At 50.0% G+C, this 22,757-nt stretch carries 22 protein-coding genes, 2 tRNA genes and 2 other RNA genes; 7 read left to right on the forward strand and 19 right to left on the reverse strand.

Annotated elements, in window-relative coordinates; genetic code table 11:
- Nucleotides 1-2 precede the first annotated feature (2 nt).
- From galK to gpmA, 3 genes are all read left to right on the forward strand, one after another.
- Nucleotides 3-1,154, forward strand: a complete 1,152-nt coding sequence (gene galK, locus RS889_RS15955; RefSeq protein ID WP_315707986.1) for a galactokinase — start codon at nucleotides 3-5, stop codon at nucleotides 1,152-1,154.
- On the forward strand, nucleotides 1,144-2,184 hold the full coding sequence (galM, locus tag RS889_RS15960; RefSeq protein WP_315707987.1) for a galactose-1-epimerase: 1,041 nt from the start codon (nucleotides 1,144-1,146) through the stop codon (nucleotides 2,182-2,184). The genes galK and galM overlap by 11 nt, the downstream gene beginning before the upstream one ends.
- Nucleotides 2,185-2,715: 531 nt before the next feature.
- Nucleotides 2,716-3,468 (forward strand): 2,3-diphosphoglycerate-dependent phosphoglycerate mutase, encoded by a 753-nt coding sequence (gene gpmA, locus RS889_RS15965; protein ID WP_021015161.1) that lies wholly within the window; start codon nucleotides 2,716-2,718, stop codon nucleotides 3,466-3,468.
- A 55-nt stretch (nucleotides 3,469-3,523) separates the two neighbouring features.
- On the opposite strand, the gene aroG is transcribed toward gpmA, so the two are convergent.
- Complete coding sequence (gene aroG, locus RS889_RS15970; protein ID WP_315707988.1) at nucleotides 3,524-4,576, reverse strand: 3-deoxy-7-phosphoheptulonate synthase AroG; 1,053 nt, start codon at nucleotides 4,574-4,576, stop codon at nucleotides 3,524-3,526.
- 293 nt (nucleotides 4,577-4,869) lie between these two features.
- Between aroG and zitB the strand changes: the two genes are divergently transcribed.
- Nucleotides 4,870-5,793, forward strand: a complete 924-nt coding sequence (gene zitB / locus RS889_RS15975; RefSeq protein WP_315707989.1) for a CDF family zinc transporter ZitB — start codon at nucleotides 4,870-4,872, stop codon at nucleotides 5,791-5,793.
- Between the two features lie 16 nt (nucleotides 5,794-5,809).
- On the opposite strand, the gene pnuC is transcribed toward zitB, so the two are convergent.
- The 4 genes from pnuC to RS889_RS15995 all read right to left on the reverse strand — a co-directional run bounded on the left by pnuC (nucleotide 5,810) and on the right by RS889_RS15995 (nucleotide 9,648).
- On the reverse strand, nucleotides 5,810-6,535 hold the full coding sequence (gene pnuC / locus RS889_RS15980) for a nicotinamide riboside transporter PnuC (protein ID WP_315711080.1): 726 nt from the start codon (nucleotides 6,533-6,535) through the stop codon (nucleotides 5,810-5,812).
- Nucleotides 6,536-6,750: 215 nt separating this feature from the next.
- Nucleotides 6,751-7,794: a quinolinate synthase NadA gene (nadA, locus tag RS889_RS15985; RefSeq protein ID WP_315707990.1), complete on the reverse strand. Its 1,044-nt coding sequence runs from the start codon at nucleotides 7,792-7,794 to the stop codon at nucleotides 6,751-6,753.
- A 226-nt stretch (nucleotides 7,795-8,020) separates the two neighbouring features.
- Nucleotides 8,021-8,737, reverse strand: coding sequence for a DUF554 domain-containing protein (locus tag RS889_RS15990; RefSeq protein WP_315707991.1), 717 nt, complete (start codon nucleotides 8,735-8,737; stop codon nucleotides 8,021-8,023).
- A gap of 287 nt (nucleotides 8,738-9,024) precedes the next feature.
- Nucleotides 9,025-9,648 (reverse strand): TetR/AcrR family transcriptional regulator, encoded by a 624-nt coding sequence (locus RS889_RS15995; RefSeq protein WP_315707992.1) that lies wholly within the window; start codon nucleotides 9,646-9,648, stop codon nucleotides 9,025-9,027.
- Between the two features lie 236 nt (nucleotides 9,649-9,884).
- Here RS889_RS15995 and RS889_RS16000 point away from each other — a divergent pair, with 236 nt between their 5' ends.
- From RS889_RS16000 to RS889_RS16010, 3 genes are read left to right on the forward strand one after another with little or no spacing between them, the layout of a single operon-like run.
- Complete coding sequence (locus RS889_RS16000) at nucleotides 9,885-11,585, forward strand: FUSC family protein (protein WP_315707993.1); 1,701 nt, start codon at nucleotides 9,885-9,887, stop codon at nucleotides 11,583-11,585.
- On the forward strand, nucleotides 11,582-13,057 hold the full coding sequence (locus RS889_RS16005; protein WP_315707994.1) for an aldehyde dehydrogenase family protein: 1,476 nt from the start codon (nucleotides 11,582-11,584) through the stop codon (nucleotides 13,055-13,057). The genes RS889_RS16000 and RS889_RS16005 overlap by 4 nt, the downstream gene beginning before the upstream one ends.
- 48 nt (nucleotides 13,058-13,105) lie before the next feature.
- Nucleotides 13,106-14,596 (forward strand): carotenoid oxygenase family protein, encoded by a 1,491-nt coding sequence (locus RS889_RS16010; protein WP_315707995.1) that lies wholly within the window; start codon nucleotides 13,106-13,108, stop codon nucleotides 14,594-14,596.
- Nucleotides 14,597-14,781: 185 nt separating this feature from the next.
- Here the strand turns inward: RS889_RS16010 and RS889_RS16015 are convergent.
- From RS889_RS16015 to cydB, 14 genes are all read right to left on the reverse strand, one after another.
- Nucleotides 14,782-14,908: non-coding RNA, RtT sRNA (locus RS889_RS16015), on the reverse strand.
- A gap of 40 nt (nucleotides 14,909-14,948) precedes the next feature.
- Nucleotides 14,949-15,075: non-coding RNA, RtT sRNA (locus RS889_RS16020), on the reverse strand.
- A gap of 40 nt (nucleotides 15,076-15,115) precedes the next feature.
- Nucleotides 15,116-15,191: transfer RNA gene (locus RS889_RS16025), tRNA-Lys, on the reverse strand.
- Nucleotides 15,192-15,235: 44 nt separating this feature from the next.
- A tRNA-Lys gene (locus RS889_RS16030) sits at nucleotides 15,236-15,311 on the reverse strand.
- Nucleotides 15,312-15,485: 174 nt separating this feature from the next.
- A complete protein-coding gene (gene cpoB / locus RS889_RS16035; protein ID WP_021015151.1) occupies nucleotides 15,486-16,280 on the reverse strand; it encodes a cell division protein CpoB in 795 nt (264 codons plus the stop codon).
- Between the two features lie 9 nt (nucleotides 16,281-16,289).
- Nucleotides 16,290-16,799, reverse strand: a complete 510-nt coding sequence (gene pal / locus RS889_RS16040; RefSeq protein WP_021015150.1) for a peptidoglycan-associated lipoprotein Pal — start codon at nucleotides 16,797-16,799, stop codon at nucleotides 16,290-16,292.
- A gap of 40 nt (nucleotides 16,800-16,839) precedes the next feature.
- Nucleotides 16,840-18,129: a Tol-Pal system beta propeller repeat protein TolB gene (tolB, locus tag RS889_RS16045; protein ID WP_290182222.1), complete on the reverse strand. Its 1,290-nt coding sequence runs from the start codon at nucleotides 18,127-18,129 to the stop codon at nucleotides 16,840-16,842.
- A gap of 132 nt (nucleotides 18,130-18,261) precedes the next feature.
- A complete protein-coding gene (gene tolA, locus RS889_RS16050) occupies nucleotides 18,262-19,464 on the reverse strand; it encodes a cell envelope integrity protein TolA (protein WP_315707996.1) in 1,203 nt (400 codons plus the stop codon).
- A 63-nt stretch (nucleotides 19,465-19,527) separates the two neighbouring features.
- The gene (tolR, locus tag RS889_RS16055) at nucleotides 19,528-19,953 is read right to left on the reverse strand and encodes a colicin uptake protein TolR (protein WP_315707997.1); all 426 of its coding nucleotides are present in this window, start codon (nucleotides 19,951-19,953) and stop codon (nucleotides 19,528-19,530) included.
- 13 nt (nucleotides 19,954-19,966) lie between these two features.
- Nucleotides 19,967-20,653 (reverse strand): Tol-Pal system protein TolQ, encoded by a 687-nt coding sequence (tolQ, locus tag RS889_RS16060; protein ID WP_021015146.1) that lies wholly within the window; start codon nucleotides 20,651-20,653, stop codon nucleotides 19,967-19,969.
- A complete protein-coding gene (ybgC, locus tag RS889_RS16065; protein ID WP_315707998.1) occupies nucleotides 20,650-21,060 on the reverse strand; it encodes a tol-pal system-associated acyl-CoA thioesterase in 411 nt (136 codons plus the stop codon). Before ybgC ends, tolQ begins: the two co-directional genes overlap by 4 nt.
- Nucleotides 21,061-21,194: 134 nt before the next feature.
- Entirely contained in the window at nucleotides 21,195-21,488 is a 294-nt protein-coding gene (gene ybgE, locus RS889_RS16070) for a cyd operon protein YbgE (RefSeq protein ID WP_021015144.1), read from the reverse strand.
- Nucleotides 21,485-21,601 (reverse strand): cytochrome bd-I oxidase subunit CydX, encoded by a 117-nt coding sequence (gene cydX / locus RS889_RS16075; protein WP_315707999.1) that lies wholly within the window; start codon nucleotides 21,599-21,601, stop codon nucleotides 21,485-21,487. The genes ybgE and cydX overlap by 4 nt, the downstream gene beginning before the upstream one ends.
- A gap of 16 nt (nucleotides 21,602-21,617) precedes the next feature.
- Nucleotides 21,618-22,757, reverse strand: coding sequence for a cytochrome d ubiquinol oxidase subunit II (gene cydB / locus RS889_RS16080; RefSeq protein ID WP_315708000.1), 1,140 nt, complete (start codon nucleotides 22,755-22,757; stop codon nucleotides 21,618-21,620).

Below are 22,757 nucleotides of genomic sequence, written 5' to 3' on the forward strand. Positions count from 1 at the left end.
TAATGACCTTATCCGAACGTACCCAGACGTTTTTCCAACAACAGTTCTCCTACACTGCGACACTCACTGTACAGGCTCCCGGTCGGGTCAATCTGATTGGCGAACATACCGACTATAACGACGGTTACGTATTGCCTTGCGCGATTAATTACTCCACAACCATCAGTATTGCTAAACGTGATGATCGGCTGATACGGGCGATTGCCATAGATTATGACGGTCAACAGGATCAATTTTCTCTTGATGCACCCATCCAGCCGCATGCGACCTGGCAATGGGCCAACTATGTTCGCGGGGTGATAAAACATCTGTTACAGCGCAGCGATGCCTTTGGCGGCGCCGATCTGGTGATCAGCGGCGATGTTCCTCAGGGTGCGGGGTTAAGCTCGTCGGCGTCACTGGAAGTTGCTGTCGGCAAAGCGTTACAGGCCTTGTACAACCTGCCACTGGATAACGTGGCGCTGGCATTGAATGGTCAGGAAGCGGAAAATCAGTTCGTTGGCTGCAACTGCGGCATTATGGATCAGTTGATTTCCGCGTCGGGCCAGCGAGGTCATGCGTTATTGATCGACTGTCGCTCCTTGATAACGCGTGCGGTACCCATGCCGAACAATGTAGCAGTAGTCATTATCAACTCTAACGTCAAACGTGGTCTGGTGGGCAGTGAATACAATACCCGACGCGAGCAGTGCGAGGCCGCCGCCCGCTATTTCCAGGTTCCCGCACTGCGTGATGTCAGCGAAGCCACATTTATGGCAGCCGCAGCACAACTGGACCCAGTGGTTGCCAAACGGGCACGCCATGTCATCACTGAGAACACCCGCACACTGGCGGCAGCGGAAGCTCTGGCCAGTGGCAATCTACAACAGATGGGGGTGTTGATGGCCGCCTCCCATGCCTCCATGCGGGATGATTTTGAAATTACCGTGCCCCCGATTGATATCCTGGTTGATATTGTCAAATCGGTGATCGGTGATGAAGGTGGTGTCCGCATGACCGGTGGTGGATTCGGTGGCTGTATTGTGGCACTGATCCCACAACATCAGGTTGAAGCGGTACAAAATGCGGTGATGCGGGAGTACCCGCTAAAAACAGGGCTACAACCTACCTGTTATATTTGTCAGGCATCATCAGGAGCAGGTTATGTTGAATGAAGCAGAATCAGCAATGGCACCCGATGGTCAGCCGTTTCAACTGACCGTATTGCAAAACCGTGCCGGTATGCGTGTATGTGTGATGGATTGGGGAGCCACCTGGCTTTCATGCCTGTTACCGCTAGCCAGCGGTGAAATCCGCGACGTATTGCTGGGATGTGCGCCAGAACAATATCCGCAACAGAATGCTTACCTTGGTGCCTCTGTGGGTCGGTATGCCAACCGTATTGCCAATGCCACTATCGGCCAGGGAAGCGATATTATTCCACTGGTTGCCAATCAGGGAAGCCATCAGCTTCATGGGGGACCAGAAGGATTTCACACTCGGCGCTGGCAAACCCTTCATAAAGACAATAATCAGGTCTCTTATCAGTTGAATTCACCGGATGGCGATCAGGGTTTTCCCGGCAATCTCAATGTACAGGTTTCCTACCACCTGACCGAAAAGAATGCTCTGGAAATCGAGTACCGTGCAGTAGTGGAAAAACACTGCCCGGTGTGCATGACCAACCATGCGTATTTTAACCTTGATGACCATAATATGGATGTACGTAAACATAAACTCCAGTTATTTGCCGACTACTTCCTGCCAGTGAACAGCGAGGGTATCCCTGGCAATGAATTGCGTCAGGTAAATGGCAGTAGCATGGATTTCCGCCAGCCCAAGACGTTGTTTAAAGACTTTTTATCCGATGAAGATCAAAAAGCCGTGGGCGGTTATGACCATGCGTTCCTTCTTCACCGCACTTGTGGCTCAACAGAAAGCCCGGCAGCTAACCTATGGTCATCTGACGGACAGATACAAATGTGCGTCTACACCAGCGCGCCAGCGTTACAGGTCTACAGCGGAAACTTCCTTGGCGGCACGCCCAACCGCGAAGGCGGCCGCTATGAAAATTACGGCGGTATTGCGCTGGAAAGCGAGTTTCTGCCGGACAGCCCCAATCACTTTGACTGGCCGCAGCCTGACTGCTGGTTAAAACCGGGCAAACTCTACCGTTCCCTGACAGTCTATGAATTCCTTTATTGACTGACTCGCTCTTCGGGTCAGAAGCACGATGGCTGGCCCTTTACAAATTGGTGCAATTTTCTGCTTGCCAGGCATGCAGCAACAAGTTTAAAGATTCACTGCTAATGCACCAAAAAAGCGGTGAACACTCCGCCTGCACCAGTTGGCAGATTGACATTCGAGAAGACAATATAGTGCGTGTTCACCCTAAAATGATAACCGTAGCCATCACTATGACTGGTGTTTTGCCTACGATTATATGGGAAGCTGGTTGCGGCTCAAAAATTGTGTGATGTATCGCCGCCCCATGATAGGTGGCATGATGGAGGTCGTCATTACTGTTCATGCTGGTTATCCCGTCCGTGTTTTACTGCTGTACCGCCTTGTGACAGGAAACCCACAAGCTGAATCGTTCAAGCTTGTCTGTTTTCGCGCCATCACTGCTGGCAGTAAATCAGGTAGAGCAACGACTAGCGATTGCCGATAACCGCCCTCCCGCCATATAATGCGAACAGTAATCATAGAAATCTTAGGATCTGAAGGAGTTAAGCTATGGCTGTAACTAAGCTGGTATTGGTGAGACACGGCGAAAGCCAGTGGAACAACGAAAACCGCTTCACCGGCTGGATGGATGTTGATCTATCTGACAAAGGCCGCACCGAAGCCAAACAGGCCGGTAAATTGCTGAAAGACGAAGGTTATGCCTTCGATTTCGCCTATACCTCCGTGCTGAAACGTGCCATTCATACCTTATGGAGCGTTCTGGATGAACTGGACCAAGCCTGGTTGCCAGTAGAAAAATGCTGGAAATTAAATGAGCGTCACTACGGTGCTCTGCAAGGTCTGAACAAAGCCGAAACCGCAGAAAAATATGGTGATGAACAAGTTAAGCAATGGCGTCGTGGTTTTGCCGTTACACCACCAGAACTGACCCGTAATGACGAACGTTTCCCGGGACATGACCCACGTTATGCTTCCCTGAGCGACAAAGAACTGCCGTTGACAGAAAGCCTGGCACTGACAATTGAGCGAGTGGTTCCTTACTGGAACGAAACTATTCTGCCTCGCATCAAGACCGGTGAGCGCGTTATTATTGCTGCTCACGGCAACTCGCTTCGCGCGCTGGTCAAATACCTGGATAACATGGGCGAAGATGAAATTCTTGAGCTGAACATCCCGACCGGTGTACCGCTGGTTTATGAATTTGACGAAAACTTCAAACCAATCAAACATTACTATCTGGGTAACGCTGACGAAATTGCGGCCAAAGCCGCAGCAGTAGCCAATCAGGGTAAAGCGAAGTAATTCTACCAACTAAAAGACCACCTCCAGAGGAGGTGGTCTTTTTACTTTCCTTACATCAGCCACGGCGCTGGCGAACTGCCGCCGCTAATTGCCGTAGCAAGTTTTCCGTATCATCCCAGCCAATACAGGCATCGGTAACGCTTTTGCCATAAACTAACGGCTCACCGCTTTCCGGATTCTGGCTACCTTCCACCAGATGGCTTTCCACCATCACACCCACAATGGCTTTTTCACCACTGCTGACCTGGTGACTAACATCATCACAAACATCCATCTGTTTTTTATACTGTTTGCTGCTGTTAGCATGACTGAAATCGATCATTATCTGTGGAGGCAGGCCCGCTTTTTCCAGGCCGACTTTGACTGCCTGAACATGATCCGCACTGTAATTCGGCTCTTTACCGCCACGCAGGATAATATGACAATCATGGTTACCGCTGGTACTGACAATGGCAGAATGGCCCCATTTGGTTACCGACAGGAAGCAATGTGGCGCTCTGGCAGCATTAATGGCATCAATAGCGATCTTAATCGTGCCATCAGTACCATTTTTGAATCCAACCGGGCAGGACAAGCCAGAAGCCAGCTCTCGGTGTACCTGAGACTCGGTGGTACGTGCGCCGATCGCTCCCCAGCTCATCAGATCAGCCAGATATTGCGGCGTGATCATATCCAGAAACTCACCGGCGGCAGGCAGACCAGAATCATTAATCTCCAGTAACAACTGACGGGCAATACGCAAGCCGTCATTAATCTGGAAACTGTGATTCATGTGCGGGTCATTAATCAGCCCTTTCCAACCGACTGTAGTCCGTGGTTTTTCAAAATAGACACGCATCACCACTTCAAGATCATCACCCAATTCCTGCCGTAATTTGAGCAGGCGATCAGCATATTCTTTGGCCGCTTTGGTATCGTGAATGGAGCAAGGTCCAATCACCACCAGTAACCGGTCATCATTGCCATTGAGTATTTTGTGAATTGCAGTCCGTGCCTGAAAAACGGTTTCAGCGGCACGTTCTGTTGCCGGGAATTTTTCCAGCAGGGCCACTGGCGGTAGAAGTTCCTTAATCTCTTTAATTCTCACATCATCATTTTGGTAATTCATAGTGGTTCCATCGATCTGAAACGATACGCTTAACCCATCGTCAACGCACGTCCCGAAGGGGTAAAAACGACAGTCATAAAATGCGCAGTGCATATTGCAAGCTAGCTATTATAAGTCAAGAAGACGAAACAATGACGCTAAAATCATTCGATTTTGCATAATCTCCTGCGTCATAAAGCAATTCTTTGCAAATTCACTCTCTTTCCGTGTATTAAGCAGGCATAGGTTTTCCTTTACATTTACAGTAAAGTGAAACGGATATACCACTGGTGATTGATAACTCAGGACGAACTATGACTCATTCACATTCCGCGGGGCAAGGCAGCAGCAGACGCCTGCTGGCGGCTTTTATCGTTACAGCTCTATTCATGGTGGCTGAAGCCATCGGCGGTTTTCTATCTGGCTCTTTGGCGCTATTGGCCGATGCTGGACACATGCTGACAGATGCCGCAGCACTATTGGTTGCACTGCTGGCGGTACGCTTTGCCCAGCGGAATCCCACCGGTCGCCACACTTTCGGCTATCTACGTTTGACCACGCTGGCCGCTTTTGTCAATGCCATCACACTGTTAGCCATTACCTTTTTTATTTTCTGGGAAGCCATCCAACGTTTCTATCATCCACACCCTATTGCCGGTACATTGATGCTGCTGATTGCTATCAGCGGTTTGCTTGCCAATATAGTAGCGTTTTGGCTCTTGCATCACGGCAGTGATGAAAAGAATATGAATGTACGGGCGGCCGCAATACATGTACTGGGCGATCTACTCGGCTCTGTCGGGGCGATTGCCGCGGCACTCATCATCATGTTTACCGGCTGGACACCAATTGACCCTATTTTGTCAATTTTGGTATCTGGATTAGTATTGCGCAGCGCCTGGTCATTAATGAAAGAGAGCATTCATGAATTGCTGGAAGGGACGCCTGACAAAATTGATGTTGATGAGCTAAAAAAGAGACTACAACTGGATATCCCGGAAGTACGTAACATTCATCATGTGCACTTGTGGCAAGTTGGCGAAAAACCATTAATGACGCTTCATGCCCAGGTGATCCCACCTTACGATCATGATGCACTGCTGCTACAGATTCAAAACTACCTGCTTGAGCATTACCAGATAGAACATGTTACGATTCAAATGGAATATCAGCAGTGTGATGACAACCATTGCCATATCCAGCGCACAATGGAACATCATCATCACCACCATCATTAGTCACTGTACTCTCTGGTCACAAGGTCCGCGCCAACGGTTGGGAGTGATTCTCCCGCGCGCCTTTAATCCACAGCCAGGAACCGTTGAGCGCGATCAGCGTCAGAATGGCATATTGCAACGACATGGCATATACCCCTTGATAAGCGAATATCACTACGCTGATAACGTCAATCACCACCCACAACAACCAGTTTTCAACATATTTACGCGTCATTAGCACCATCGCCACGATGGAAAGAACAGTCATTGTGGAATCCCAGAATGGAAATGCATCCGGTTGCAACTGTGGCAATTGCGCATCAATCCCTACCGACTGCATCAAAGAAACGGCGATAGATGATAATACTGCAAAAACCGGATCAATATAGGCGCTCATCAACCCAATAGCGACGACACATACTGCTCCCCATACCAGTGTTTGCGGCAACGACAACCAACGGATCTTCAGCTCCGCCTCATGACTACTGGTTTTCCGGCTCCAGGCATACCAGCCGTACAGGTTTGCACCAAAGAAAAAGATTTGCAGCAGCAGGCTGGCGTAGAGTTGAATCTGAAAAAAAATCAGCGCAAACAAGGTGACATTAATCAGGCCAAACAGGTAATTAATGGTTTTTTCCAGACTTGCCAGCCAAATACATAACAAACCAAAAATGGTTCCCAACGCTTCTACCCAAGAAAGAGCGTAACCATTTGTTCCCAGAGGAATATAAACCAAAATGTTGCTGGTACTGAAAAAATCCATATTTTCTTTACTCCGAATAAAAACGCTGTTTACCAGTCCCTTGTTGTTACTCAAACCAATTACCAGCAAAACACAACCGTGGCGTTCTGAGATAATGTCACGCCATAATCGGCTTCAGCCTTTTGTTTTTTCACTGAACAACATGGTGCCGGATGATGGATCTTCCCCACATTTACACAGAAATAAGTCAACGAGTTGCCAGTTATGCTTACTGCTTATCCCCTGAGTTTAGCAGCAAAATCGAGCATCCTGTTCAACGGAAGCAGCGCACGCTCACGCACCAGTGAATCCACATGAATTTCATGGTTTACGCCACCGTCTTCCAACGCAGTGGTAATCGCCTGTAGTCCATTCATCGCCATCCACGGACAGTGCGCGCAACTACGGCACGTCGCGCCCTCGCCAGCAGTTGGTGCCTCCAATAAGGTTTTATCCGGACATGCTTGTTGCATTTTGTAAAAGATACCCCGATCAGTCGCCACAATAAGCTCTTGATTGGGTAACCGTTTAGCTGCCTGAATAAGTTGGCTGGTCGACCCCACTGCATCAGCCATATCCACCACGCTTTGCGGCGACTCAGGATGCACCAGAACAGCAGCATTCGGATAAAGCGCCTTCATGCGTTTTAGTGACTGATTCTTAAATTCATCATGAACAATACAGGCTCCCTGCCAACACAATACATCAGCACCCGTTTGCTTCTGTACATAGCGCCCAAGGTGACGATCGGGTGCCCAAATGATTTTTTCACCCAGACTATCGAGGTGATCGATCAGCTCCACAGCAATGCTGGATGTTACCACCCAATCAGCGCGAGCCTTTACTTCTGCCGATGTGTTGGCGTAAACCACCACAGTGCGTTCCGGATGATTATCACAAAAATCACTGAATGCCTGAGCCGGACACCCTAAATCCAGCGAACATTCGGCATCCAGTGTCGGCATCAATACCGTTTTCTCAGGATTAAGAATTTTGGCAGTTTCACCCATAAACCTTACGCCAGCCACAATCAGCGTTGAGGCCGGATGTGTATTACCAAAACGCGCCATTTCCAGCGAGTCGGCGACACAACCTCCGGTTTCTTCCGCTAATGACTGAATTTCCGGATCGGTATAATAATGCGCTACCAGCACGGCATTCCGTTGAATCAACAGCGCCTTTATTTGGTCGCGATAATGCACCTTTTCATCAACTGAAAGTGGTTTGGGTTTGACGGGAAAGGGATAATCGATTTCTTGGCTATCTAAGAATAGGCTCATGATAAATTCCGCACGGTTACATTAGCCCCTAACATCATCATTGGGCCACTTGTTTTTTATCCTAAACAAATTACCGTAGAAAAGCGATAAAGTCGCTTTATTTTTCCCAGTATGGGTGAAGTTTGTTTACTGGATTAAAACGATAATCGGCAGAAAGGTACTATTGATTGATATCATAGGGGAATAACAAAAGCTGACCCGGAATAAAGGTCAGCGATAACAGTAATTAACCGAATAACTGATGCCAATACAACGACAACGGGATGATGAGTATTAGTGCAGGCAGGAAATTTACCACAGCAAACGTCTTTATCTGAGCAATACGCAATCCCACAGCCATCATGATAATGCCACCGCAAGCAGAAAAATCCCCCATCGTGATAACCGTCATCACAGGCATAATCAGTTTGGCTGAAAAGAATAACAGCATCTGGACAATGAACTGAGGAATAGCAATAGACATGACCGCCATACCCAGAGTAGTAGCAAAAATGAGTGCGGTAAAAACATCCAGTACCGATTTAATTATGAGGAGTTGGTAATCTCCCGTCAGACCTTCCGTCAATGCGCCTACCACGCCTGTACCACTGGCGCAAAACAATACAATTAACGCCGTAAAGTTCTGCGAATAGACGTCCTGAGGTAATCTATGCTCGGGTGGTGGTACAAACCGACTCAACGTCCGCTCAACAAAAATACCTGCCTTCTGTACACCCAATTCTAAACGTAACAACTCGCCGATACTCACGCCGATGACAATAGACAATGCCACTGCCGGAAGTTGTTGAACCTTCACAACTAACGTTACTCCCATGGCAATAGAAACCATTGCAAATGCAGGCGGCAAACCATCTCGCATACGTTGGGGGATAAAACGACGCAATAAAACACCTAAGCCTCCGCCAATTAAAATGGCAGAACCATTAATAAATGGACCAATCATTAAACGACCTTACTTGTGGGCTTGTCTGACTACTACATGAGTATTTCAGATGCAGTAAAATCCCGAGAGATTAAACAGAAGGATGAAACAGTCATTATAACGCAAACAGGCAGCCGGCAAGCCAGGAAAAAGGGGAATACCTGATACTGATCAGGAATAGCATTTTGTTTTGTCGGTCTATTCGGCAATCGACGACTGTCGACGTCGATTGCGTGACAAACAGCGGCCATATCAGATGATTAGCGGCATGTCCTCCATTCGACACGCTGCCACTGGGCTACCGTAGCTCACTTTGCCAGTGGGAGCGTTTCGTGCACCGCAAACGCTCTGAGATATACATTGGTCGCATCCTCAACCGCTGCACGGCGGATTGCTGTATCGGGGGCCTGGTCTAGCCCCCACAGCTGGCGCTCGACGAGGCCTGCCTCACAGAGTGCCTTGAAATACAGACCGGCTTGCCGAATGTCAGTACAACGCAGCTCGCCGCGATCCATCAGGAGTTCGATCGTTTCGCAGATGATGATCAGAGTCTTTCGGGGACCGTTCTCATAGAAGATGCGACTAAGTTGAGGATGTCTCCCGGCTTCTCCCATGATCAGTCGGTTGACCTCAATCACGTCCGAACGCGTGACGAGGTTCAGATACGCCATACCGAGGCGATGAAGAATCTCCCTCACCGGCCCATACTGTTTCGCGGCTTCGAGTTCTTCCAGGCCTCCCTTGCCTGCTTCGTGCACAAACGTCTCGAACAGAGCTTCCTTGCTCGAAAAGTAACTATACAGCGTAGCTTTGGAGGCACCAGCCCGCAATGCGATTGCTTCCATCGTAACGGCACCGAATCCTTGTTCGACTAATAACGCTCCAGCAGCCTTAACAAAACTCAGTCGACGATCCTCAGTTTTCCTTCTCACTAATGATGACTCCTTTAGAAACTTTTGCTTACACAGCGGTAATTCTGCTTAACCTTTAATTGAACGATATCGTATAGAAAACTTGACTTTTATGAAAGAATAAATAATAACTAAACGATGTCGTATAGATATAATTTACCTATGGCTCACACATGACACAAACCCGGTCCGACGAAAGAGCTTTTCCATTTCACCGATCCTATCGTGAGATCGACTGTGCTCGGAAGGTGCCCAACATGAATGTCCTCCGTTCGGAATTGCCTCCGATTTTCGCACTACGGACAACAACCGCTGCGCTTTTCGCTTTCGCGACCGCCTGGAACTTCGGCATCCACCATCCTTGGTGGGCAGCCATGACAGTGTGGCTTGTTGCACAGCCGACACGGGGGCTTCTGCTTGAGCGCAGCCTCGCACGTCTTATCGGAACGATCGGCGGCGCGTTAGCCGGTGCATTGATCCTGGACTTGTTGGCGGAGAATCGGCTAGATGCGCTTGTAGCTGTCGCTACCTGGCTGGCGCTGTGTGCCGGGCTAGGTAGTATCTTTCGGCATTTTCGCAATTACGGCTTCGTATTGGCTGGTTACACGACGTCTATTATTGTCCTGTTCGGAATTGGCGAGGGGGTACCCGCTCCCGGCCTCACGCTCGACCGGGTCATCTGTACAATGATCGGTATCATCTGCTCAGCGGTTTTCTCGTTTCGCGCATTGCCCGGCCGTAGCAAGGAACTGGCATGTCGGAGGACAGACGTAGTGGATCGCTGCCTCGCCTATGTTGAAGAATCCCTCCGCAAGGGCGCTATGAGTAAGCCCTGCGTTACTCTTTTTTCCGAAATCACAGCGCTCGATCGCTGCGTCGATGAATATGCCGCTGGTTCGCTCCATCGCCAGCGCGAAGCCCGACGCACGCGATGCATCTCGGGATTGCTTCTGGAATTGATCGCTCTGAGCGCCACGTCGCACGGGGGCAACCTGCCATCAGAGGTCAATGGCCCCACCGAAAAGCGTCTGGCAATGCTGATCGCGGCAGCCAACGATTCCGATCAGTCGGCCATGGCGGGCACACTCGACGAATTGCGACAGCTCCTGGCGAATGAGAAAACATCACCTGAGCCCTTGCAGCTCGATATCGATCCATCGTCCGTCTGGCGTGCGGCATCACGTCCCGTTGTTGCCTTGGCGATTGCCGCAATCATCTGGTGGGTGTCGGGCTGGGGAAGTGGTGCCATGATGGTGATGACGGCAGCGCTTTTCACATCGCTGTTCTCCAGCCACGACCAAGGCAATCACATAGTAATCCAAGTGCTGCTCGGCACTCTGGCTGGCGCTATCACCGGGGCTCTGGCTCGACTCTTTCTGCTGCCCCATGCTGATGGCCTCGCAACGACCTTGTTGTGTATCGCTCCCTTCCTGCTTATCGGTGCCTGGTTAATGCAGCGTCCAGCGACGTCGAAGATGGCAATTGACCTTACCATGACCTTCCTGCTGATATCACAACCCTCTTCGCCGCCAGTTGGGGCCGCTCTCGTGCTCAACGAGGCAGCAGCGATAATTGTTGGCGTGATGATCGCCGTGGCGACGTTCTGGGCCATCCTTCCAGCCACGCCGTCTGTTCGTAGCATGCTGTTAGCGAGGAGGATCGTCCGACTAACCTTGCAGCTTTCGAAAAAACGGAGCACCACGTCAGCCAAGGCCATGCAGCAAAATCTGCGCAGTGCTTTGGCGAGACTACTCTATTTTACCAAGCCGCAGAGCACGATTTTTCTGGCCGCTCAGGAATGCCTCGCAGCCGCCAGCCAAGTGCTGGCAACGAAGAGCGAAAATCAAACCCTATCAACCTCATCGCCAAACACACCAACGTACGACTCTGCCGCAAGGCAAGCTGCCGCCACGCTGGCTAACGCACTTACAAAAAACCAAAAGGGAGAAACCTCATGAGTGCTATCAATCAAGCCCAAAGTAACTACACAGGCCAATATATCGCAGGGCAATGGCGGCCCGGTCGTGCCGGAACCACGCTTCAGGACCATAATCCCTATAACCAGAAACTACTGACCGAGATTGCCTGTGCCTCGCGCGACGATCTCGATGACGCCTACCGCTCCGCTGCCGCAGTCCAACGCGACTGGGAACGGCTGATGCCAAGCGAACGGGCCGCTGTCATGTACCGTGCCGTCGACGTTCTTGACCGGCGTCATAGTGAGATCGTCGACTGGCTGATCGCCGAGTCCGGTAGTACCCGAATGAAAGCGGAGATGGAATGGGATAGCGTTCGCGCCTGTACGCTTGCGGCTGCCACCATGCCGGCCCGTATTGCTGGGCGCATTCTGCCGATTGACGTTCCCGGCAAGGAAAGCCGCGTCTACCGCCGTCCTCTCGGCGTCATCGGCGTCATCAGCCCCTGGAACTTCCCTATGCATCTATCCAACCGGACGATCGCACCTGCACTCGCTATCGGCAACAGCGTTGTGGTCAAGCCGGCGGATGACACGCCGATCACCGGCGGCCTGCTGCTCGCGAGCATCTACGAAGAAGCGGGCCTACCTCCCGGCCTGCTGAATGTGGTGGTTGGCGAGATCAGCGAGATCGGTGATGCCTTTACGCTTCACCCTATCCCGAAATTCATCTCCTTCACAGGATCCACGCGCGTTGGCCGCCATATCGGCGAACTGGCAATGACGGGTCCGATGTTAAAGCGGGTTGCACTTGAACTCGGCGGCAATGCGCCCTGCGTGGTGCTGGATGATGCTAATCTCGACCGTGCGGTTAGTGGGGCGATCGTGGGTCGTTTTCTGCATCAGGGCCAGATCTGCATGAGCAGCAACCGAATTATCATTGAAAATGGTCTTTATGACCGTTTTGTCGACGCCTTCGTAGAGCGGGCACGCAAGCTCAAGGTCGGCGATCCCAATGAAGCCGATACTGTGATCGGCCCGTTGATCAATGAGAAACAGTTCAAGGCCGCACTGAAGCATATTGAAAAGGCGCGCGCTATCGGCACTCGACAGCTTCTCGGGGAAGAGCCGTCGGGACTGGTGCTACCGCCGCAGGTCTTCGCCGATGTCGCCAACGACTCAGATCTCGCCCAGACCGAATTGTTCAGCCCAATCGCCCCGCTCATCCGAGCAAGGGACGAAGCTGATGCCCTGCGTATAGCCAACCAGACAGAGTTCGGACTGTCGAGCTCGGTGTTCACCGAGGATACGGCGCGGGGCCTTCGTTTCGCCCAAAGCATCGAGGCGGGCATGACCCACATCAACGACATTTCTCCCAACGACGATCCCAACACGATGTTCGGTGGAGAGAAGAACAGCGGCCTCGGCCGCTTCAACAGCGACTGGATCATCCAGGAATTGACGACCGACCACTGGATCAGCGTGCAGCATGAACCGCGCGCCTATCCCTTCTGAGTGCCACCTGGTCAGCAATTCATCGCAAAAAACTGAGGAGCAATGATCATGAGTCTGAAATTTCCTGAAACGCCGGAGTTCTCCGGCCTGTACAAACCGAGCCGTGTCGAGACACAGGTCTTCGATCTAGAGATCGAAGGCGAGGTTCCGCCCCAGATCAAAGGCACCTTCTTTCAGGTCTCTCCGGATTCCTACTATCCGCCGATGCGGGGCAAGGACATCTTCTTCAACGGTGACGGGCTTGTATCAGCCTTCAAATTCGAGAACGGCCACGTCAGCCTACGGCGCCGTTACGTTCAGACTGACAGGCTGAAGGCACAATGGAAGGAGCGACGTTCCCTCAACGGCATCTACCGCAACATCTACACCAACGATCCGCTGGCCGCCGAGAACAACACCACGGCCAACACTACCGTGCTGTTCCATGCTGGCGTCTTGTTGGCAATGAAGGAGGACACGCTGCCTTATGCACTCGATCCTGACACACTGGAAACGCTTGGCGTCTGGGACTTCAACGGACAGATCAAATCGGCCACCTTCACCGCGCATCCCAAGATCGATCCCGACAATGGCGACCTTCTGTGCTTCGCCTATGAAGCCAAGGGCGATGGTACATCGGACATTGCCTATTTCGAGATCGATGCCAGCGGTAAGCTGAAAAAAGAAATCTGGTTCAAGGGCCCCTATGCAGCGATGATTCATGACTTCGCCGTCACCGCCCACCACGTCGTCTTCCCACTTATCCCGCTGACCGCCGATGTCGACCGGATGAAAGCGGGCGGTCAACATTTCGAATGGCAGCCGGACCTGCCACAACTCTTCGGTGTCCTACCGCGTGACGGCAGCAGTGAGGATGTTATGTGGTTCCACGGACCGAAGGATGGCTTTCAGGGGCATACCCTCAACTCTTATGAGGAGGATGGTTTACTGCGCGTCGACATGCCGGTAACGAACGGCAACGTATTCTATTTCTTCCCACAGGCCGACGGTTCCGTTCCTTTACCGGAGACCCTGAGTTCACAGCTCATGCGATGGACGTTCAATCTCAACGGCCCGGGAGAATCAGGGGCTGGCCAACAGACTCTCCAGCCACAACCTCTCACGTCCTTCCCTTGCGAGTTCCCCCGCTGTGATGAACGCTTCACCGGCAAGCCATATGAGCACGGTTTTGTCCTTGCCTTCGACCCGGCCCTGCCCTTCGACGAGACACTGGGCGAACGGCCATTTCAGTTCTTCAACCAGCTTGCTCATGTCAACGTAAGGACCGGCGAGACTGAAGCCTGGTATCCCGGTAATGCGCAGTGCTTTCAGGAACCGATTTTCGTTCCCCGTTCACCAGATGCGCCCGAGGGCGACGGCTATGTGATCGCGTTGCTAAATCATCTCCACGGCAACGATACCGAATTAGTGGTGCTGGACTCGCTGAAGATGGCTACCGGCCCTGTCGCCCACATCAAGGTTCCGTTCCGTCTACGCATGTCACTGCATGGCAACTGGACCCCGGCAGAGGCGTTGGAGGGCACCCAATCCGGCCGGTAACTCGGCAATTAGACACAGTCAGAGGTAGATCACGCATGGCTGGCATCGACACAAACTCTCCTTGCAAGAGGATTGTTGTGAGCGGTGCCAGTTTTACAGGACTGCAATTCGTGCACAGTCTCCACCATCACGATATGTGCAACACGCGGTTTTGGTGAAATAAAGATAATCAGCGTAATTTGAAATGGTGGGTCGTGCGGGATGATTCGGCCTTTGGCCTCACCCTCTGGGTCAACGCTATCGCGTTGCTGTCTCGCTTTCGCTCGGCTCGAACCTGAACGCAGGTTCTCACCCACACGATATGTGCAACATGCGGTTTTGGTGAAATAAAGATAATCAGCGTAATTTGAAATGGTGGGTCGTGCGGGATGATTCGGCCTTTGGCCTCACCCTCCGAGTCAACGCTATCGCGTTGCTGTCTCGCTTTCGCTCGGCTCGAACCTGAACGCAGGTTCTCACCCACACGATATGTGCAACATGCCGTTTTGGTGGAATAAAGATAATCAGCGTAATTTGAAATGGTGGGTCGTGCGGGATTCGAACCTGCGACCAATTGATTAAAAGTCAACTGCTCTACCAACTGAGCTAACGACCCGCAATGCGGAATTCTGCAAAGAAAAAATAGTATTTCTTGAAATTTGGTGGGTCGTGCGGGATTCGAACCTGCGACCAATTGATTAAAAGTCAACTGCTCTACCAACTGAGCTAACGACCCAAATTTACAGCTGCTTTAGCGATTCAGTCTTGCCTTGGCAACGGCGGCATATATTACTAATATAATTTCTCAGTGCAACCTATTTCCCACCCAAAAGGTCCGACTGCTTGTTCTTCACGCAATAAAGCACAAAAATCACACGGGATGAGTGATTTTTGTGCTTACCGAAAAGAATCACAAAGCCGTCAAACGCTTCCGTGCCTGTTTGGCGCTTTCAGTGTTGGGATAGATTTTAATAACCTGCTGATATACTGCTTTTGCCTTATCAGGCTGACCTTTTTCTTGCATGATTACCCCAACCTTGAATAACGCTTCAGATGCTTTGGGGGATTTAGGATAATTTTTGACGACATTAGCAAAATAATATGCCGCATCGTCTTTTTTACCTTTGGTGTAGTACAGTTGCCCAAGCCAATAGTTGGCATTTGGCTGGAAAGTAGAATCAGGATATTTCTTGATAAAATTTTGGAATGCAACAATGGCTTGATCATACTGCTTTTTTTCAAGCACTAAAGCTACGGCTTCATTATAGTCGCTGTTTGCATCCCCCGAACTGGCAGGCACAGCGGCCGGAGAAGTGCTGCTGGTATTTGTTGCGCCAGCATCAGGTGTCGTTGCTGTGCTGCCTTCCGCTGCCGCAGAAGACGGCTGTCCCCCTTTGGAACTCAGTCCATCAATTTGTTGATATATTTGTTTCTGTCGCTCAACAACCTGCTGCAACTGATACTGATTTTCCTGAATTTGGCCGCGTAAGCTATCAATCTCGTCTTGAGTCGCCGAGACTTGTTTCTGAAGTTCGGTTAAAAGCTGACCACGAGCGTTAGCGATACGCTCAAGTTCAATGACTCGATCTTCTATCGAGCCGGAGCCGGCATTACTGATTGGTGCCTGGGCAGTAGCGACCCAAGGGGTCGCTACGCCAATCAGTAACGACAGACTCAACAAATGATGTCTGAAGTTACTGTTCATGCGATTCTCTTAATATACCAGGACAGCACGACGGTTTTTAGCGTAAGCCGCTTCATCATGACCCAGAACAGCGGGTTTTTCTTTACCGTAAGAAACGATAGAGATTTGGTCAGCCGAAACGCCTTTACCTTGCAAATACATCTGTACCGCGTTAGCACGACGTTCACCCAACGCGATATTGTACTCTGGAGTACCACGTTCATCCGTGTAACCTTCGATAGTCACTTTGTAGGACGGATTATTACGCAGGAAGGCAGCATGCTCGTCCAACATCTGCGCAAAGTCAGAGCGGATATCATACTTGTCCAGATCAAAGTAAACGGTATTGTTGCGCTGCAATTTTTGTATCTGCAGGCGAGCCTGTTCAGCAGATGACATATTGCCATTGTTTTCCATTCCCATTCCCGTTCCGTCCGTAGACGATTGGTCATTGTTAGCATGTTTATTAGAGCTACATGCGGCAACGGCCAGCACCGGCAAAGCCAACATGAGGCCTTTCAGTACTTTATTGAATTGCATTTTTATGTCCTTTGAATAGGTTATACATATTTGTTTGCATTTATAAATACGGCGACCAAGCAGGAGAGTTAACCTGTCCATCAGTAGCCGGAAGGCGCGCTTTGAAACGTCCATCAGTCGAGACTAACTGAAGCACGGATCCCAATCCTTGTTCAGAACTGTAGATCACCATGGTACCGTTAGGCGCAATACTTGGCGTTTCGTCCAGGAACGAGTCCGTTAATACTTGAACAGCGCCCGTTACCAGATCTTGCTTGGCAATGTGTTGAGCACCATTGTTAGTGCTCACCATCACCATAAATTTACCATCATTACTGATTTCCGCCTCTTGATTCTGAGGCCCTTCCCACGTCAGACGCTGAGACGGTCCACCGTTAACGCTAATCTTGTATATCTGGGGACGCCCGGTCTGGTCAGAAGTATAGGCCAGTGTCTGGCTATCTGGAAACCAAGTCGGCTCCGTATTATTACTGCGACTATTCGTTATCTGGCTAATCTGTCCAGAACTCAAATTCATGACATACAGATTCAGGCTTCCACTTTTGGAAAGTGCAAACGCCAATTTAGTGCCATCAGGAGAGAATGCGGGTGCGCCATTGTGACGAGGGAATGAAGCAACCTGACGGATAGCCCCGTTAGCCAGCGTTTGGATAACCAATGCCGAGCGACCACTTTCAAACGTTACATAGGCCAGTTTGCTGCCATCCGGCGACCAGGCTGGTGACATCAGCGGTTCAGGAGAGCGATGAACGACAAACTGGTTGTAACCATCATAATCAGCTACACGCAGCTCATAGGGATATTTACCGCCATTGGTTTGAACCACATAAGCAATACGGGTACGGAAAGCGCCCTTAATACCGGTCAGTTTTTCAAATATTTGATCACTGGCGGTATGTGCCGCATAACGTAACCATTGTTTCGTTACCTTAAACTGGTTTTGTGACAGGACGTTACCCGTGCTACCGGAAACATCGACAAGCTGATAGGAAATTACATACCCATCAGCACTCGGTTGAACCTGACCAATAACCACATCATCAATACCCAGTGCAGTCCATGCTGCTGGCGTGATTTCAGCAACACTTCCTGGTTGTTGAGGCATACGACTCGGATCAATTGGATTGAATTTCCCACTGTTACGCAAGTCCGCTCCTACAATGCCACCAATGTCTGCCGGTGCAGCACCAGGGCCAACCCATTTGAACGGAACAACACCAATCGGGCGTGCAGAGTCGACACCCTGGGTTATTTCTATACGCACTTCTGCATGTAGTACAGATGCCCACAGCATTAAAAAACTCAACGCAACTTTAAATGCCTGCTTCATTTTATCTCCCTTATCCAGGCTCTTAGCCTATGATAAACAGCAGAATCTCAACAAACCAATATCAACAAAACACTATAACCCAGCCCACTTACCATAGTAATAGTCTCAAACCCATACTGGTAAGTGACATAATTATTGCGGTTTAAAATCTATCGGCGCGTTTTTAAAAGCTTCGTACACTTCCCGGCTAGGTGGCTTAGGAATTCTGGCCTGCTTAGCCGCAGCAGTAGCGGCCTGACATAAAGCGGGATCGCCACCTTCAGTCTGAACATCAACCAGTAAACCGTCTGGCGCCAATTTCACCCGTAATGTACAAGTACGCCCCTTATATGACTCCCAATTATAGAATTTACTCTGAATAGCTGCTCTGACCTGACTGCCATAGCTGTCAAGTGCAGCACCAGAAGCACCACTTTTCTTGTTGTTGCCAACACCAGCGGGTGCATTACCGGCATTTGCCGTCGCACTACTACCACTTTTGGGGGCATTCTTCGAAGAAGCCAGACCACCTAACAAATTATCAACAGTATTGGCTTGTTTAGCCGCTTCAGCAGCCGCTTTCTTTTTATCTTCAGCTGCTTTTTTTCTGGCAGCGGCTGCCACTTCGGCTTTTTTGGCTGCATCTGCCGCGGCTTTTTCTTTGGCTGCTACGGCTGCTGCCGCCTTGGCTTTTGCTTCTTCTTGCGTTTTTTGTTTCGTTAACTCTGCTGCTTTTGCCTTGGCAACATCTTCCGCTTTTTTCTTCGCTTCCGCTGCTGCCTGTTTCTTGGCTTCATCTTCCGCTTTTTTCTTCGCTGCCGCCGCGGCCTGTTTCTTGGCTTCATCTTCCGCTTTTTTCTTCGCTGCCGCCGCGGCTTTCGCCTGCTGTTCAGCCTCAGCCTTCACCTTGGCGGCTGCCGCTTCAGCTTGTTTTTGCTGTTCTTTGGCTTGCAGTACCGCTTCTTCTGCTTGTTTACGTTGTTCAGCCTGCTGCTGAGCCTGCTTTTTAGCCTCTTCCTGAGCCTGTAGGCGTTCTTTCTCCAATTCTTTCAAACGCTGCTGCTCAGCCGCCTGTTTTTCCTGTAACTCGACAGCCTGCTGTTCAGCTTGTTTTTGGCGTAACTGTTCAGCACGTTTGGCATCGGTCTGTTGCTGTTGCTGGCGGTTATACTGTTCAACAACCGCATTGGGATCAACCATGACCGCATCAATCGATGAACCGCCGCCGCCGCCACTAGCATCCATATTCTGGTTCGATGAACTCAGAACCAGCAACACAATCAGAATGATGTGCAAAACTGCCGAGACAATTACGGCACGTTTTAACTTGTCGTTTTGTTCGTTTGCCTTTAGCACAAGTGGTTTCCAAAAACAGTGTTGCCAGAAAAATGACTAACGCTCATTAACAAACCAACCTATTTAAATCGGTTGCGTCATCAAGCCTACAGATTTCACACCAGCCTGATGTAACAAATTCAATGCTTTGATAATTTCGTTATATGGAACATCTTTCGCTCCGCCAATCAAAAATATCGTTTTGGGATTCGCCGATAAGCGGGACTGCGCTTCTGCTACAACCTGCTCCGGCGGTAACTGCTCCATACGATTATGATCAATGACCAAGCTGTACTGCCCGATGCCAGATACCTCAACAATCACTGGAGGGGTGTCATTGCTGGAAACCGTTTTTGACTCTGTTGCATCCGGCAAATCGACTTCCACACTTTGGGTAATAATCGGTGCCGTCGCCATAAAAATGAGCAGCAATACCAGCAATACATCCAACAGTGGAACAATATTAATCTCGGACTTCAGCGCCCGGCGACCACGACGTACACGTGCCATGCTATCCTCCTGATTAACGACTATTTTCGCTGGAGAATGCCTGACGATGCAGGATGGCAATAAACTCTTCCATAAAGTTATCGTAATTCTGCTCGAGCCTGTTTACCTGCTGATTCAGGCGGTTAAATGCCATCACAGCCGGGATGGCAGCAAACAAACCGATAGCCGTGGCAATCAATGCCTCGGCGATGCCCGGAGCCACCATCTGCAACGTTGCCTGTTTTACCGCACCAAGAGCAATAAAGGCATGCATGATCCCCCATACAGTACCGAAAAGCCCGATATAAGGGCTAATGGAACCCACGGTACCCAAAAACGGAATATGCGTTTCCAAACTTTCCAGTTCTCGATTCATGGAAATACGCATCGCACGGGATGCACCTTCAACCACAGCCTCTGCCGCATGGCTGTTTGCCCGGTGCAGGCGAGCAAACTCTTTAAAGCCTGCATAAAAAATTTGTTCTGTTCCCGTCAGACTTTCCCGGCGAGTCTGGCTCTCCTGATAAAGACGTGATAATTCAATACCCGACCAGAATTTGTCTTCAAATGCTTCAGCATCACGAGCCGCCGCATTCAGAATACGCGTACGCTGAATGATGATTGCCCAGGAAGCGATAGAAAAACAGATTAAAATTAGCATGATAAGTTTAACCAAAAGGCTAGCCTTCAGGAACAAATCAAGGATATTCATGTCAGTCACTGCTTAAACTCCGCGACAATAGACTTAGGAAGCGCAATCGGCTTCATTTGATGTGGATCGATACAGGCGATCAAGACCTCAGCATGGCTTAGCACACTACCATGCGAATTGAGAATACGCTGAGCGAAAGTCAGAGAAGCGCCACGTATCAAAACGATCTCGCTTTGCACTTCCAACAAATCGTCAAGACGCGCTGGAACAAGGTACTCCACTGCTATTTTACGAACAGCAAAGGCAATATGTTCTTCCAACAGCGCCTGCTGATGAAAACCATGCTCACGCAGCATTTCCGTCCGAGCCCTTTCATAAAAGGCAACATAACGGGCGTGGTAAACTACCCCACCTGCATCAGTGTCTTCAAAATAGACGCGTACTGGCCAGCGGAACACCTTCACCTTATTACTCACTTTACATTCCGGCAATGCGATAAACCTCGTTACTATACGCAAGAGGGATGGTGTTTGGAATCGGAAGTATGTACAGGAAAGTAAATAATTATGGGTTGTTTACAACCCATAACAAAAAGGAATTAAAGATTCGTTTACAAGAAGTAGTAATACAATCCTGAGACAAGAATCACAAATGCAGGAAGAGGAGAGAAGATAGCTCGCCACCGCAAACGTTGCGGTCGGTAACCCGTCCCATGGACGACACCAGCACACACGGCCCAAACCAGTAAAAAACCTTGCCAGACAGCAAGAGAACTGGTTTTAGCAGCGAAACGTGCCGGTTCCCAAAACACACACCCAGCCAGCAAAAGCGCCATGATCAGGGAAAAGGCCCGAAACGGGCCTTTGTCCATTAAACGATAGAGATTATCAACAAGACGACTCATTGTGATTTATCTTTCACCGCTTTGTTTGCTTCACCCTGCTCAAGCGCCAGGGCAGTAACAATTCCCAGCGAACAAGCAAGAAGCGTTCCTAGTATCCAGGCAAAATACCACATAAATTATGCTCCTTACTTAATACAGCGAATGAGAGTTCTGCTCAACATGCTCTTTGGTAATACGGCCAAACATCTTGTAGTAACACCAGCAAGTATAAGCCAACATAATCGGTACGAAGATAATCGACACGACAGTCATTACCTGTAGTGTTAACAAACTGGATGTCGCATCCCACATGGTCAGGCTAGCATTCGGCATGGTTACGGACGGCATAATGAATGGGAACATAGCTGTACCGGCTGTCAGAATGACACCCGCAATACTCAGTGATGAGAACAAAAATGCCATTGCATCTTTTTCCAACCGGGCCATCATCGCTGACAATAACGGTGAGACCACACCTAACAGTGGAATAGCCCACAGCACCGGATATTTATTGAAATTAATCATCCATGCTCCCGCCTGACGAACAACTTCTTTATGTAGCGGGTTAGATTCGGCAGCCGTATTAATCACAGAAGTGATGACATAGCCATCAATACCATAAACAACCCATACGCCGGCCAGTGCAAACGTAACCACCAACAGAAGTGATGACACCTGAGCCGCGACTTTGGAACGAATGTGCAATTCGCCGGTTGTACGCATCATCAGGTAAGTCGCACCTTGAGCCAGAAACATGCTCAGGCTGACGATACCAGCCAGTAATCCGAACGGGTTCAGAAGCTGGAAGAAGTTGCCGGTGTAGTACAAGCGCAGATATTCATCCATATGGAATGGAACACCTTGCAGCAGATTACCGAAAGCTACGCCAATAACGACTGGCGGGATAAAGCTACCGGCAAAAATACCCCAATCCCACATATTGCGCCAACGCGAGTCTTCAATCTTGGAACGGTAGTCGAAACCGACCGGACGGAAGAACAATGAGGCCAGCACCAGAATCATCGCAACGTAGAACCCAGAGAATGCAGCGGCATAAACCGTTGGCCATGCAGCAAACAACGCTCCACCAGCGGTTATCAACCACACCTGATTACCATCCCAATGGGGAGCGATACAGTTGATCATTACCCGGCGCTCGACATCATTTCGGCCCATCAGGCGAACCAGGATGCCCACACCCATGTCAAAACCATCGGTGACCGTAAAACCGATCAGCAACACGCCAATCAGCAGCCACCAGATAAAACGTAATACTTCATAATCAAACAT

Source organism: Brenneria uluponensis (genome assembly GCF_032395385.1).
Taxonomy (GTDB): Bacteria; Pseudomonadota; Gammaproteobacteria; order Enterobacterales; family Enterobacteriaceae; genus Prodigiosinella; species Prodigiosinella aquatilis.